Source organism: Streptomyces sp. BE303, from assembly GCF_036290945.1.
Taxonomy (GTDB): Bacteria; Actinomycetota; Actinomycetes; order Streptomycetales; family Streptomycetaceae; genus Kitasatospora.
In genome coordinates this window covers 1-13,991 of the sequence record NZ_JAQYWZ010000891.1, presented here as the reverse complement: position 1 = coordinate 13,991, position 13,991 = coordinate 1, and the positions used below count along the sequence as shown (strand labels likewise).

General features: G+C 73.4%; 9 protein-coding genes. 4 read left to right on the top strand and 5 right to left on the bottom strand.

Features of this window, described 5'->3' with window-relative positions; translation table 11 throughout:
* Window positions 1–359 precede the first annotated feature (359 nt).
* Window positions 360–2,030 (top strand): carbohydrate binding domain-containing protein, encoded by a 1,671-nt coding sequence (locus PUR56_RS33685; protein WP_443034604.1) that lies wholly within the window; start codon window positions 360–362, stop codon window positions 2,028–2,030.
* A 160-nt stretch (window positions 2,031–2,190) separates the two neighbouring features.
* A complete protein-coding gene (locus PUR56_RS33680) occupies window positions 2,191–3,513 on the top strand; it encodes a YhgE/Pip domain-containing protein (protein WP_329951721.1) in 1,323 nt (440 codons plus the stop codon).
* A 96-nt stretch (window positions 3,514–3,609) separates the two neighbouring features.
* Here PUR56_RS33680 and PUR56_RS33675 read toward each other — a convergent pair whose 3' ends face one another.
* The 5 genes from PUR56_RS33675 to PUR56_RS33655 form a co-directional block, all read right to left on the bottom strand.
* The gene (locus PUR56_RS33675) at window positions 3,610–4,986 is read right to left on the bottom strand and encodes a M1 family metallopeptidase (protein ID WP_329951720.1); all 1,377 of its coding nucleotides are present in this window, start codon (window positions 4,984–4,986) and stop codon (window positions 3,610–3,612) included.
* Window positions 4,987–5,140: 154 nt separating this feature from the next.
* Window positions 5,141–9,184, bottom strand: a complete 4,044-nt coding sequence (locus tag PUR56_RS33670) for a Pls/PosA family non-ribosomal peptide synthetase (RefSeq protein WP_329951719.1) — start codon at window positions 9,182–9,184, stop codon at window positions 5,141–5,143.
* A gap of 369 nt (window positions 9,185–9,553) precedes the next feature.
* Window positions 9,554–10,420 (bottom strand): NmrA family NAD(P)-binding protein, encoded by an 867-nt coding sequence (locus tag PUR56_RS33665; protein ID WP_329951718.1) that lies wholly within the window; start codon window positions 10,418–10,420, stop codon window positions 9,554–9,556.
* Between the two features lie 98 nt (window positions 10,421–10,518).
* Window positions 10,519–10,986, bottom strand: coding sequence for a hypothetical protein (locus PUR56_RS33660; protein ID WP_329951717.1), 468 nt, complete (start codon window positions 10,984–10,986; stop codon window positions 10,519–10,521).
* Window positions 10,987–11,197: 211 nt separating this feature from the next.
* Window positions 11,198–11,719, bottom strand: coding sequence for a MarR family winged helix-turn-helix transcriptional regulator (locus PUR56_RS33655; protein ID WP_329875677.1), 522 nt, complete (start codon window positions 11,717–11,719; stop codon window positions 11,198–11,200).
* Between the two features lie 362 nt (window positions 11,720–12,081).
* Between PUR56_RS33655 and PUR56_RS33650 the strand changes: the two genes are divergently transcribed.
* Together PUR56_RS33650 and PUR56_RS33645 are read left to right on the top strand one after the other, a co-directional pair.
* Entirely contained in the window at window positions 12,082–13,671 is a 1,590-nt protein-coding gene (locus PUR56_RS33650) for an FAD-binding oxidoreductase (RefSeq protein WP_329951716.1), read from the top strand.
* A gap of 96 nt (window positions 13,672–13,767) precedes the next feature.
* The coding region (locus PUR56_RS33645; RefSeq protein ID WP_329951715.1) for a transposase at window positions 13,768–13,991 on the top strand (224 nt) is incomplete at its 3' end.

Here is a 13,991-nt window from a genome sequence, read left to right as displayed (position 1 = left end):
GATGGTGCGATCGATGCGCCGCGGACGGCACGGCGTGCCCACGCTAGTTGGGAGCGCGGTCGCCTTCCACCGGTTTTTCCCGGACGTCCTGGAATGTCGCAGGATCCGGCCGGTCCGGGCCCGTCGCCGGGTCCGGGACGGAACCCGGGACGGACCTGGGAAGTACCTGGGAGCGGCCCGGCGCGGACCCGGCGCGAGCCCGGCAACGGGGCCCGGACCCGGCGGTCCGCCGCGCGCCCCGGAGCCCGACGCGCCTTCACCGTCCGTTCGGCGGACGGTCCTTGACACGGTCAATTGGTCCAGTCCATTTTGGGCTCCTCCCCGCACCTCCACCCCCACACCCCCACTGGAGGTCACCGGTGCACAAGCGCACCCGACTGCCCGCCGCCGGCGCGGCCGCTCTGCTCGCTGCCGTCGCCGCGTTCGGCGCACCCACCGTCGCCCACGCGGCGAACCAGCTCACCAACCCGGGCTTCGAGACCGGCACCCTGTCCGGCTGGAACTGTTCCGGCGGCCTCGGCTCGGTCGTCACCACCCCCGTCCACGGCGGCACCAAGGCGCTCGCCGGCGCCGCCACCGCGGGCGACAACGCCAAGTGCGTCCAGACCGTCGCCGTCCAGCCCAACACCGCCTACACGCTCTCCGGCTGGGTCCGCGGCAGCTACGTCTACCTCGGCGTCACCGGGGGCACCTCCGCCTGGACCTCCGCCGCCGACTACACCCGGCTGAGCGTCTCCTTCACCACCGGCGCCACCCAGACCAGCGCCGAGGTCTACGTCAACGGCTGGTACGGCCAGGGCACCTACTACGCCGACGACCTCAGCCTCGACGGCCCCGGCGGCGGCACCCCCACCGACACCCAGGCGCCCACCGTCCCCGGCAACCTGCGCACCACCGGCAAGTCCGCCGCCAGCGTCAACCTCGCCTGGGACGCCGCCACCGACAACACCGGCGTCACCGGCTACGACGTCTACCAGGGCGCCACCAAGGTCGCCACCGCCACCGGGACCTCCACCACCGTCGGCGGCCTCGCCGCCGCGACCGCGTACACGTTCACGGTCAAGGCTCGCGACGCCGCGGGCAACACCTCGGGCGCCTCCACTGCGCTCACCGTCACCACCGACCCGGGCGGCGGCACCCCGACCGGCTTCAAGCAGGCCGCGCCCTACCTGTACAACGGCTGGGGCAACCCGCCGGCCGCCACCACGGTCATGAACGCCACCGGCATCAAGTGGTTCACGATGGCGTTCATCCTCGCCCAGAACGGCTGCAACCCCACCTGGGACAGCCAGCGCCCCCTGCTGAACGGCGTCGACCAGGCGACCGTCAACGCGGTCCGCGCCGCCGGCGGCGACATCGTCCCGTCGATCGGCGGTTGGAGCGGCAACAAGCTCGGCCCCAACTGCGCCACCACCGCCGACCTCGCCGCCGCGTACCAGAAGGTGATCAACGCCTACGGCCTCAAGGCGATCGACGTCGACATCGAGAACACCGACGAGTTCGAGAACTACGCCGTCCAGGACCGCATCCTCGGCGCGCTCAAGATCGTGAAGCAGAACAACCCCGGTCTGCGCACCATCCTGACCTTCGGCACCGCCACCAGCGGCCCGACCTCCCACGGCAACCGGCTGATCGAGCAGGCCAAGGCGCTCAACACCGACATCGACGTCTTCACCATCATGCCGTTCGACTTCGGCAACGCCTCGACCGACATGTACGCCGCCACCGTCAGTGCCACCGAGGGTCTGAAGACCAAGCTCAGGTCCACCTTCGGCTGGGACGACGCCACCGCCTACGCGCACATCGGCATCTCCGGCATGAACGGCCTCAGCGACAACAACGAGGTCACCACCGTCCAGAACTGGACCGCGATCCGCGACTGGGCCAACAGCCACCACATCGCCCGGCTCGCGTTCTGGTCCGTCAACCGGGACCGCGGCTGCCCCGGCGGCGGCCTGCAGGAGACCTGCTCCGGCATCGCCCAGAACGACTGGCAGTTCACCTCCATCACGGCCGGCTTCACCGGCTGACGCCACCCCGGCGGAGACCGGCCCGGCCCCCGCACCCACGGGGGGCCGGGCCGGTCCGTGTCCGGGGCCGCGCGGGCGGGTGACCCGGCGGCGTGGCGGCGTGCGCCCGCCGAACGCCGCTCCTAGTGTCGGCCGGGCCGCCGACCACGTACGGAGACTCATGCCCGACGTCCCCGAACCGAACCTCCCCGAGCCCCCGCCGCCGACCACGGCGCCCACGACCGGCGTCCGCGCCCGGCAGGTGCTGCGCAACCCCCGGCTCTGGGTGATCCCCGCCGTCCTGGTCGGGCTGCTCAGCCTGCTGATGTCGCTGCTCTACCTCGGAGGGATCCTCGACCCGCGGGCCGACCTGCACCACATCCCGATCGGGCTGGTCGACACCGACCGCGGCGCCACCGTCGCCGGACAGCAGCGGAACCTCGGCGAGCAGGTCGTCACCGGCATCGCCACCGCCCCCGGCCAGGGGGACACGGTCTCCTGGCGCCGCCTCGACGAGGCCGCGGCCAAGGAACAGCTGGCCTCCGGCAAGCTGTACGGCGTCCTCCAGGTGCCGCCCGACTTCACCGCGGCGGTCGCGGCCCTCGGCAGCAGCGGCGGTGCGGAACCCGCACGGCCGACCGTCGTCCAGTACACCAACCCGGGCGTCGGCAGTCTCGGCTCCTCGCTCGCCGCGCAGATCGGCCAGCAGGCCGTCCGGGAGGCGTCCCTGCGGCTCGGCGGCACGCTCACCGCCCTGCCGGGGACCCAGGGCCTGGACAACGCCGCCCGGCTGCTGATCGCCGACCCGATCACCGTCACGACCGCCGTCGGCCACCCCATCGGCAGCCGCAGCGGGCTCGGACTCACCGCGTTCTACTACACCCTGCTGCTGGTCCTGGCGGGCTTCATGGGCGCCAACATCATCGGCAACGGCGTCGACGTCGCCCTCGGCTACGCCGACAACGAGATCGGTCCCTGGCGCGCCCGCCACCCGGTCGTCCCGATCGACCGCACCGGCACCCTGGCCGTGAAGTGCGCGATGTCCGTCGTGCTCTCGCTGCTGACCTCCTCGCTGATCATGTTCGCGAGTGTGGTGGTCCTCGACATGGACGCCGCCCACCTGCCGCTGCTCTGGGTCTTCTCGGTCTGCGCGACCAGCGCCGTCGGGCTCGGGGTCCAGGCCATCAACGCGGCCTTCGGCGGGATCGGCCTGCTGATCAGCATGTTCGTCTTCATCGTGCTCGGCCTGCCGTCCTCCGGCGCCACGATCCCGCTCGACGCCCTGCCGTCGTTCTACCGGTTCCTGGCGCTGTTCGAGCCGATGCGCCAGCTCACCGACGGCGTGCGCGCCATCCTCTTCTTCGACGCGCAGGCGGACGCCGGCCTGACGAGGGCGTGGGTCTGGATCGGGATCGGCACGGTGGCGGCGCTGCTCTTCGGCTTCGGGATGACCCGCTACTACGACCGCAAGGGGCTGCACCGCACCGTGCCCGAGCTCTCCTGAGCCCGGGCACGGTGGTGCGGCAACGTCCCGGCACGCCGTCCGGGCGGGCCCGGCCGCGTACCGCCGGGAACGGCCGGCGGGGGCCGGCCGGGCCGGTCAGGCCGGCGGGGACCAGGCCCGGACCGTCGAGCCGGGTGAGCCCGGCGGCAGCGGCGGCAGCTCCGGCCGCCTCAGCCAGGCCTCGAACAGCCCCTCCAACGGCGCCTGCGTGTAGCGGGCGGTGTGCGCCAGGAAGTCGGCGGAGGTGACCGTCCCGTGCCGGTGGAAACCCGCCCAGTCCCGCAGCATCCGGAAGAAGGCGGTGTCCCCGAGGGCCTGCCGCAGGGCGTGCACGGTGAGCCCGCCGCGCTGGTACAGCCGGTCGTCGAACATCAGCTTCCGGCCCGGGTCGCCGAGCCGGAGGTCCTGCGGCAGCCCGGCCAGCAGCCGGTGCGCGGAGGCGGCCCTCGCCGCCGCGGACGGTCCGCCCGCCCGCTCGGACCAGAGCCACTCCGCGTACTTGGCCAGCCCCTCGTTCAGCCAGATGTGGCTCCAGTCGCCCACCGACAGGCTGTTCCCGAACCACTGGTGGGCCAGCTCGTGGGCGATCAGCCGCTCCCGCTCCCAGCCGCCCCCGAGATGGTTGGTGCCGAAGGTCGCCACGCCCTGCGCCTCGACCGGCACGTCCAGCTCCTCGTCGGCCACCACCACCGCGTACTCGCCGAACGGGTAGGGGCCGAACACCTCCTCGAAGTACGCCATCATCGCCGGCTGCCGGCCGAAGTCGGCGGCGAACGAACCGGCCAGCCGCTCCGGCACGAACCCGGTCTGCGGCACGTTCGGGCGCTCCGCCAGCACCACCGGCAGGTACTGGCCGATCGAGACCGTCACCAGGTACGTCGAGGTCGGCGCGGACTGCTCGTACACCCAGGTGGTGCTGGACGCCCGGGTGGTCCGGGTCAGCAGCCGGCCGCCGACCACCACCGTGTAGGGCGAGGGCGTGGTGACCGCTACCTGGTACGTCGCCTTGTCGGCCGGCCGGTCGTTGCACGGGAACCAGGACGGCGCCCCGACCGGCTGGCTGGCCACCAGCGCGCCGTCGGTCAGCTCCTCCCAGCCCAGGCCGCCCCACGGGCTGCGCACCGGCCTCGGGTTGCCGGTGTAGTGCACCTCGACGGTGAACGCCGCACCCGCCGTCAGCGCCTTCGCCGGACGGACCCGCAGCTTGCCGGCCCGGTGGGTGTACCGGGCGGCCCGGCCGTCCACCAGCACCCGGCCGATCCGGAACTCGGCGAGGTCCAGTGCGAACTCGGGCAGCGCGGTCACGGCCACGGCGCTGAGCCGGGCCGTGCCGCCCAGCCGGTTCGGGCCGGGCCGGTAGTCGAGCGCCAGCTCGTAGCGGTGGACGCGGTACCGGTGGTCCCCGCTGTTCGGGAAGTACGGGTCCGGCCCGGCGGCGGGCGCCGCCGCCGGGCCCCGGTGGACACCGTTCACGGAGCCCACCGGCGCCGCGGGGGCGGCCGGAGGACCCGGGGGCTGCGGGATCTGCGGGGACTGCTGGGACTGCACCGGGCGGGGTTTCACCGGGTCGTACGCTCCTGCGACAGGGGGAGGGGGGCGGCGTGGCGGCGGGCGGGGGAAACGGTGGTCAGGAGGTGGTCTGCCACACCTCGATGGGATTGCCGAGCCACCGCGTGTCCGCGGGGACCGACTCGGCGCGCATCACCAGCGAGGCCGGGCCCAGTGTGCTGCGCGCACCCACCGAGCTGCCGGGCAGCACGATGCCGCCGGGCCCCAGGGTGGAGCCCTCGCCGAGGACGACAGTATCCATCCGCATGATCCGGTCGTGGAAGAGGTGGGTCTGCACGACGCAGCCCCGGTTGATCGACACCCCGTCCCCGAGGGTGACCAGGTCCGCCTCCGGCAGCCAGTAGCTCTCGCACCAGACCCCGCGCCCGACGTTCGCACCGAGCGCCCGCAGCCACACGTTCAGCAGCGGCGTGCCCGGCACCGCGCCGACCAGCCACGGTACAGCCAGCACCTCGACGAAGGTGTCCGCCAGCTCGTTTCGCCAGACGAAACCGCTCCACAGCGGATGCTCCACCGCCCGGAACCGCCCCACCAGCAGCCACTTCGCCGCCACCGCGACCAGGCAGGCCACCCCGCCCGCGGCCAGCAGCAGCAGACCGGACAGCAGCGCCGCCGCCAGCGGCGACCACTCGACCGCCACCCAGGAGAGCGCCGCCAGCATCAGCGCGCCGAGCGCGCCCGAGGCCAGCACCGGCAGCAGCCGGCCCACCTCGACCAGCCCGCGCGCCCAGAGCAGCCGGGCCGGCGGCTCGTAGGTGAGGCTCTGGTCGGCCTTGTCGGCCGCCCGGGGCAGCCGCATCGGCGGCATGCCCAGGTACGAGCTGCCCTTCTTCGCCTTCGCCGGCGTCGCCGACAGCACGCCCACCAGCCCCCGCTTGGGCACCGAACGGCCCGGAGCGGTCATCCCCGAGTTGCCGAGGAACGCCCGCTCGCCCACCTTCGCCTCGCCCAGCCGCACCCAGCCGCCGCCCAGCTCGTACGGCGCGATCAGGGTGTCGTCGGCCAGGAACGCACCGTCGCCGACCGTGGTCAGGCTCGGCAGCGCCAGGACCGTCGACACCTCCGCGCCACGCCCGACCCGCATGCCCAGCGCCCGCAGCCAGAGCGGCGTCACCAGCCCCGCGTACAGCGGGAAGAGGATCTCGCGCGCCTGGTCCATCAGCTGGGTCACCGACCAGGCCTGCCAGCCGACCCGGCCGTGCAGCGGGTGGACCCCGGGGACCAGGCCGATCGAGAGCAGCCGCACCGCCGCGACCAGCTGCGCCGCGTACACCACGCCGTACGCCAGGGTGGCGGGCAGCAGGCCCAGCAGGGCGCCGCCGAGCGCCCCGCCCAGACCGTCCGCGGGATCGACGAACAGGGAGAGCACCGCCACACCGGCCACGGCCGGCAGCAGCGGCAGCAGGCCGAGGGCCGTGCCGCTGGCCCCGTACAGCGCGGACCAGCGCGCGTGGCGGACCGGGCGCCCCTTCGGCCAGAACCGCTCGGTGCGGCCCAGCTTGACGGCGGGCGCGCCGCCCCAGCGCTGACCGGTCGGGATCTGCCCGGTGACGCTGGACCCGGCCACCACCTGGGCCTGCTTGCCGACCCGGGCACCGGGCAGCATGGTCGAGCGGGTGCCGATCACGGCGCCCGCGCCGATCTTGATCTGCCCGACCTCCAACCGGTCACCGTCCAGCCAGTACCCGGAGAGGTCGACCTCGGCCTCCACCGCGCAGCCGCGGCCCAGCTTGAGCAGACCGGTCACCGGCGGCAGCGAGTGCAGGTCCGCCTCCGGACCGACCTTGGCGCCGAGGGCCCGCGCGTACCGGACCAGCCACGCCCCGGAGAGCGTGGTCGCCCCGCTCACCTCGGTGAGCCGCTCGGCGGCCCAGAGCCGCACGTGCACGGAACCGCCACGGGGGTAGCTGCCCGGGCGCAGGCCGCGCAGCAGCAGCCGGGCGCCGCCGGCCGCGACCGTGAGCCGTCCGGGCGGGCTGAACAGCGCCAGCGCCCCCGCCCCGACCGCCCACCAGGAGGCGGTCGGGGCCCAGGCGAAACCGTCGAGGTGCGACAGCAGGTTGCCGAGCGCCAGCAGGGCGACCGTCCAGCGCAGCCCCACCACCGTGAACAGCGGGACCAGCAGGAGCAACTGCAGGACCTTGGCCCGGGTCGGGACCGGCGCGATCGTCCGCACCTCGTTGCGCTCCGCCGCCGAGCGCTCCAGGTGCCGGGCGAGCTTGCGCAGCGTCGGGTTCTGGTAGATGTCCAGCACCGCGGCGCTCGGGTAACGGGCCCGGAGCAGGGTGGTGAGCCGGGCGGCGGCCAGACTGCCGCCGCCGATCGCGAAGAAGTCCTCCCGGGGGCCGCTCACCGGCACCCCGAGGATCTCCGTCCACTGCTCGGCCAGCCAGGCCTCGGTGCCGTACAGCTCCTCGGTCGGGCCGGTGGGCTGCAGCCCGGGCAGCGGCCACGGCAGCGCGTTCCGGTCGACCTTGCCGGAGGTCCGGGTGGGCAGCGTGTCGACCGTCGCGAGCAACGGGACCAGGGCGGCCGGCAGCTCGGCCCGCAGCCGCGCCACGGCCTGCTCGCGGTCCCAGCCCTCGGAGGTCACCAGGTAGCCCACCAGCAGCTGGTTGCCGCCGCGCGCGGTGCGGACCGCCGCCGCCGCGCCCGCCACGCCCGGCAGGGCCTGGAGCGCCGCGTCGACCTCGCCCAGCTCGATCCGGCGCCCGCCGAGCTTGATCTGCTCGTCGGCGCGGCCGAGGAAGAGCAGGCCCTCGGGGTCGGCCTGCACCAGGTCGCCGCTGCGGTAGGCGCGGTCCCAGCCGACCGACGGCAGCGGCGCGTACTTCTCGGCGTCCTTCTCCGGGTCGAGGTAGCGGGCCAGACCGACGCCGCCGATCACCAGCTGGCCGGTGCCACCCGGCGCGACCGGCTCGCCGGCCTCGTCGACGACGACCAGGTCCCAGCCGTCCAGCGGCAGGCCGATCCGGACCGGCCCCTCACCGGTGAGCAGCGCGGCGCAGGCGACCACGGTGGCCTCGGTGGGGCCGTACGTGTTCCAGACCTCGCGACCCTCGGTGACGACGCGCTGCACCAGCTCGGGCGGGCAGGCCTCGCCGCCGAAGATCAGCAGCCGGACCTCGATCAGCGCCTCGGCCGGCCAGAGCGCGGCCAGCGTCGGCACGGTGGAGACCACGGTGATCTCCTGCTCGGCGAGCCACGGGCCGAGGTCGGCGCCGCTGCGCACCTGGGAGCGGGGGACGGGCACCAGGCAGGCGCCGTAGCGCCAGGCGAGCCACATCTCCTCGCAGGAGGCGTCGAAGGCGACCGAGAGCCCGGCCATCACCCGGTCGCCGGGGCCGATGGGCTCGTCCTGGAGGAAGAGCGCGGCCTCGGCGTCGACGAAGGCGGCGGCGTTGCGGTGGGTGACGGCGACGCCCTTGGGGCGGCCGGTGGAGCCCGAGGTGAAGATGATCCAGGCGTCGTCGGCGGGGGAGGGGCGGGTCTCGGTGGGCAGGTCGGCGGCGGGCGTTCCGGATCCGGGTGTGCCGGCGGTGGCCGCCTCGGGGGTGGCCGCGCCCGCGGTCATGGTGAGCGAGCGGTCGGCGCCCAGGATCGCGGCGACCGCGGCCTCCTCGAACACCAGCTGGGCGCGCTCGTCCGGGTCCTCGGCGTCGACCGGGACGTAGGCGGCCCCGGCCGCGAGGACGGCGAGGACGGAGACGTAGAGGTCGTTGGTGCCGGAGGGCACGCGGACGCCGACCCGGGCACCGGGGCGGATGCCGGCGGCGGCCAGGCGGCGGCGCAGCTGCTCGACCTCGGCGGCGAGCGCGCGGTAGCTGAGGACGGTGTGGCCGTCGTCGAGGGCCGGCTCGGCCGGGTGGTCGCGGACGCTGGCGTCGAGGATGTCGATCAGGGTGCGCGGGGCGGGCGCGGGGCGGCCCGGGTAGCGGGCGTGCTTGCCGTCGGTGTCCGGTCCGTCGACGGCGTGCGGCCCGTCGCCGGGGGCCGTGGGCTCCGGCGAGGGCCGGTCCGCGGTCGCCGGGTCCGTGTGGTCCGCGGCCGTCCGGCTCGCAGCCGTGTCGCCCGCCTCCGTCTGGTTCGGTTCAGCTGTCATAACAGCCGTGCGCTCCTTGTCCTGCCCCGTCCCGACCGATGCTCGACCCTTGGGGGCGGTGGGAGCAACCGCCTGACGGGGTGACCCCACTCCGGGGCCGGAGCGGACAACCCGACCGATGGTAGCCCCGGGTGATGAACGGCGTACCGACCGACACTCTTCCCAACTGGCGCTGAAATGACCGAATCTGACTGTCCGTCAGTCAACAACTGCGCGACCGGCTCATTGATGTGACGGCCAATCAGTCATTTTGACGGACCGTCAGATGTGTTTTCCGGTCGTGACCCACGCCACATCGGATTGGCTCCTTTCGGGGCGACGGGCCCGCCGTCCGGGGATCGGCGGGCCCGTCGGGGTGTCCGGCAGGGGTCAGTGGAACCGGTGGAGATGCTCGCGGAGGAATGCCTCCAGGGTACGCGGAGCGCGACCGGTCAGCCTGGTGGCGGCGTCGGTCGGCGACTCCGGCCGCTCCACCGCGAGCCGCTGGATCTCCACCACGTGGGTGGCGAGCCAGTCCGGCATCCCGGCCCGTGAGACCAGGTGGGCGTGCAGCTCGGCCGGGGCCAGGTCGATGTACCGCACCGGCCGGCCGAGCAGCGCGCTCAGCAGCTCGGCGATCTCCTGGTGGCTGTAGGCCCGTCCACCGGTGAGCTCGTGGACGCCGCCCGCGGCCCTGGGATCGGTGAGGACGGCCGCCGCGACGTCGCCTATGTCCCGGCAGTCGACGTAGTTGCAGCGGGCGCTGCCCGTCGCGCCGTGGATCAGCCCGGCGGCCGCGATGCCGGGCGAGAGCAGCAGCAGCTTCTGCATGAACGCGTACGGACGCAGGACGGTGGCCGTGGCGCCGGAGGCCCGCAGGTGCTCCTCGATCCGGTGGTGGCCCCGGGAGACGGCGACGGGGGAGTCCGGCTCGGCGGCCGGGGCGGAGATCTTCACGATGTGCTCCACACCGCTCCGGGCCGCCAGGTCGACGGCCCGCAGCTCGTGCTCGACCTGCTGGGGGCTGTTGGCCATGGTGAGGAGCAGCTGTCGGGCGCCCTTGAAGGCGGCGGCCAGCGACTCCGGGTCGCCGGCGTCGGCGGCGACCGCGTCGACCAGCGGGCGGGTGCGGTCGTCGAGTCCGGCCAGCAGCCGGGCCGGGTCGCGGCTGAGGGCGCGGACGGGGATGTCCCGCTCGGTCAGGCTGCGGAGGGTGGCTCCGCCGGTGGCGCCGGTGGCGCCCATGATGACGATCATCTCTGGATCTCTTTCCGTGGGTGTGGGTGTGGGTGTGGGTGGGACCGGTCCGCGCGGCGGGGTGCCTGTGCCGCGCGGGTCAAGGGGGCGGACGGTTCTCAGCGCGCCCGGCGGCGGCGCGGGCGGGTGCTGCGCCAGCGCCAGGTGATCATGGTCGCGGCGATGGCCGCGGAGACCGGCAGGTCGATCCGGAGCCGGTCCGGCCACGGGCTGTCCGCGAGGGCCGGCACCCGGGGCAGCCAGTGGGCGCCCGACCAGCCGAGGGCCAGGCCTATCGCGGCGGCGCAGAGTCCGGCGCCGGCCGCGAGGAGCGTGCGCGGCGCATGGGTGCTCCACGAATCGGCCGGACGTCGGCGCAGCCTTGCGCCGACCAGGGCGGCCACGACGGCGGAGGTGCCGGCGATGGTGGTCGCGGCGGCGATCAGCAGCTGGGACTGCCCGGTCGCCAGGCCGCCGGCCCCGGCCATGGCGGCCGGCATGGCGTAGGCGACCAGGACCTCGCGCCAGAGGACGAACGGCGGCCGGGCGTCGTCCGGATCGGTGGGCGTGTTCTGCCTGTTGGGCATGGAAACTCCCGAGATATACTTAGGTGGCTAAGTATTGGTGATTAGGTAACTAACTATGTGGCCGTGGAGCGGTCGGGCCGCCGACTCTCGCCGGGCGGTCCGATGCTGCGCGCTGTTGTCGGGGTGGCCGACCGGTGCGGGGTCGGCCGTCGGTCGGTCGGAGGCCCTAGCTGGTCGGCGGCCGGTCGGCAGCCGGTCGGTCCGCGGCCGGTCAGTCGGCGGTCAGGGCCTCCATGCCCTCGACCAGCCTCGCCAGCAGGTCGAGGAACACCGTGCGCTCCTCGATCGAGAGGCCGCCGACCATGGCCTGCATCCGCTCGTAGTGTTCCGGCGCCATGTCGCGCAGGCGTTCCGATCCGCGGGTGGTCAGGACCACCACGTTGCCCCGGCCGTCCTCGGTGGACGGTCGGCGGGCGACCAGGCCGCCGCGTTCGAGGCCGTCGACCAGGCCGGTCACGGTCGCCCGGGAGACGCCGAGCGAAGCGGCCAGCTGGGAGGGGGACTTCTCGCCGCCGTGGTCCTCCAGGTCGGCCAGCAGTCGGTACCGCCCGGTGGAGAGGCCGAACCGTGCGAAGTGCGCCTCCCCGGCCTGTCCCAGTCGGGAGGCGGCGGCCATCAGGCGTGCAGCGACCAGGACCGCCTGCGGATCGGCCGCCAGGCCGTACCGGGAGAGCTGTCTGCGTGCCTGGTCGAGCGTCGGTGCGCCGCCGTCGACCTCGTGGTGTGGGGTCATGGCAGTAATATGGCGCCTAACTAGATGGCTCGTCAAGCCGGGTTCCCGGCGGTGCGGCGGGTCTTCGGAGTGCGGCCTTCGCGGTGGTGCGGTCGGCGTCGCCGAAGTGCCCCTCTCCTTCGGTGTGCGTCCGCCGAGACCTCCCGGAGTGCCGGTCGGCGGTGTCGCCGGGGTTGCCGGGTGGAGTCCCGAGTCGATTCCGGAAAGAGGTCGGGAAGAATATACAGTCACACTAGTTCGTGCAGGGATTCACATCGTCAGGAACCGGTGGTAGCTTTCCCGTGCCGGAATATCGGAGTCGGAAAAGCGGGTGGTCGATGAGCCGTGAATTCTCCCGTCGAGGTTTTCTCGGCAGCACCGGAATGACCGCCGCCGGCGTCTCCGCGGCTTCGCTGGGCCTGACCGCCGGCGCCGCCGGCCGTGCGGAGGCCGATCCGGTCGAGCTCCCGGAGGGGCGGACGGTCTTCCCCTCGGACTCCCGCTACGAGACGCTCAGCCAGGGCTTCAACCAGCGCTGGCGGAGCCGGCCGAACCACATCCGGCTGGTCGGCAACGAGGCCGACGCGGTGGCGGAGCTGCGGACGACGCTCGACCGCGGGCTGCGGCCGACGGTCCGCGGTGGCGGCCACTGCTACGAGGGATTCGTCGACAACGACAAGGGCGTCATCCTCGACCTCAGCACCCTGCGCGGGGTCCGCACGGGGACCGACAAGTTCGGCGCGGCCACCTACTGCGTCGAGGGCGGCGCCACCAACTGGGACGTCTACACCACCCTCTTCCGCACCTACGGCGTCACGATCCCGGCGGGTTCCTGCTACTCGGTCGGAGCCGGCGGTCACATCAGCGGGGGCGGGTACGGGCTGCTCTCCCGGCGCCACGGGCTGACGGTCGACCACCTGGTCCAGGTCGACGTGGTCACCGTCCGGGGTGGCCGGGTGGAGGTGACGACGGCCCACCGGGGTGATCCGGAGGGCTCGCCGGAGCGTGAGCTGTTCTGGGCGCACACCGGGGGCGGCGGCGGGAACTTCGGCATCGTCCTGCGCTATCACTTCGCCCACGCCCTGCCGAAGCCGCCGCCGCAGGTGTGGCTGAGCAGTGTCGCCTGGCCGTGGGACGAGTTGGTCCGGCGCCCGGAGGACTTCCGGACCCTGCTCGACAACTTCGGTGCCTTCTTCGCCCGTTACAGCGGCCGGAAGGAGACGGTGTACCAGGGACTGTTCTCCATCCTCCACCTCACCCACCGGTCGAACGGGAACGTCGTCCTGTTCAGCCAGTGGGACGAGGAGGATCCGGCGCCGTTGGACGAGTTCCTCGCGCTGGTGGAGTCCGGGATGAGGACCAGGTCGACCATCCAGACCCGGATCGCGGGGAGGCTCTACCTGCCCTACCCGGACAAGCGGCGCCGGCTGCCGTGGTTCCAGGCCACGATGACGGTCAACGGTTCCGGTGCCAACCAGCGCGGCAAGTACAAGTCGGCCTATCACCGGAGACCCTTCACCCCGGCGCAGATCGAGTCGTTCTGGACGTGGCTGACCAGGGAGGTCCCCGGTGTCGACCTGACGAACACGCTGGTCCAGATCGACTCCTACGGCTGCCGGGTGAACGACCGCGGGCCCACCGAGACCGCCGCACCCCAGCGCGACTCGGTCATGAAGCTCCAGTACCAGACGTACTGGACGGACCCGGCCGCGGACGCCGACCACCTGGCGTTCCTCCGCGGCCTCTACCGGGACGCGTACCGGGCGACCGGAGGCGTTCCCGAGATCGGTACCGACACCGACGGCGCCTACGTCAACTACCCGGACATCGACCTGGGCGTGGCCGGCGACGACCGGCCCGCCTACCAGCGCCTCTACTACAAGCAGAACTACGCCCGCCTGCAGCGGGCCAAGAAGCTCTGGGACGACAAGAACGTCTTCCACCACGCCCAGTCGGTGACCCTGCCGTCCTGACCGAGCACGCAGAGGCGTGGCGACCATCCGGCAATCGGGTGATATCGATGCGAAAGGTGTAAGAAGACGTCTCATTTGGGCTTGTAGGCTGGTCCGGTGACGATCGTGGAGCGTCTGGTGCCGGACGAGTTGTGGGAGTTGTTCCAGTTGGTGGTGCCGGCGGCGCCGACCCGCCCGCTGGGCGGTGGTCGGCGCCGCTACGGGGACCGCGAGGTGCTGGCGGCGATCGTGTTCGTCGCGACGTCGGGGTGCACGTGGGCCCAGCTGCCGCCCTGTTTCGGTCCGTCCGGGCCCACCGCGCACCGGCGCTTCACCGAGTG

Bases quoted from the DNA above. Each gene is read 5' to 3' on its own strand.
- PUR56_RS33665 (WP_329951718.1), bottom strand. From the start codon at position 10,420: ATGATCGTCATCATGGGCGCCACCGGCGCCACCGGCGGAGCCACCCTC.
- PUR56_RS33670 (WP_329951719.1), bottom strand. From the start codon at position 9,184: ATGACAGCTGAACCGAACCAGACGGAGGCGGGCGACACGGCTGCGAGC.
- PUR56_RS33655 (WP_329875677.1), bottom strand. From the start codon at position 11,719: ATGACCCCACACCACGAGGTCGACGGCGGCGCACCGACGCTCGACCAG.
- PUR56_RS33660 (WP_329951717.1), bottom strand. From the start codon at position 10,986: ATGCCCAACAGGCAGAACACGCCCACCGATCCGGACGACGCCCGGCCG.
- PUR56_RS33680 (WP_329951721.1), top strand. From the start codon at position 2,191: ATGCCCGACGTCCCCGAACCGAACCTCCCCGAGCCCCCGCCGCCGACC.
- PUR56_RS33650 (WP_329951716.1), top strand. From the start codon at position 12,082: ATGACCGCCGCCGGCGTCTCCGCGGCTTCGCTGGGCCTGACCGCCGGC.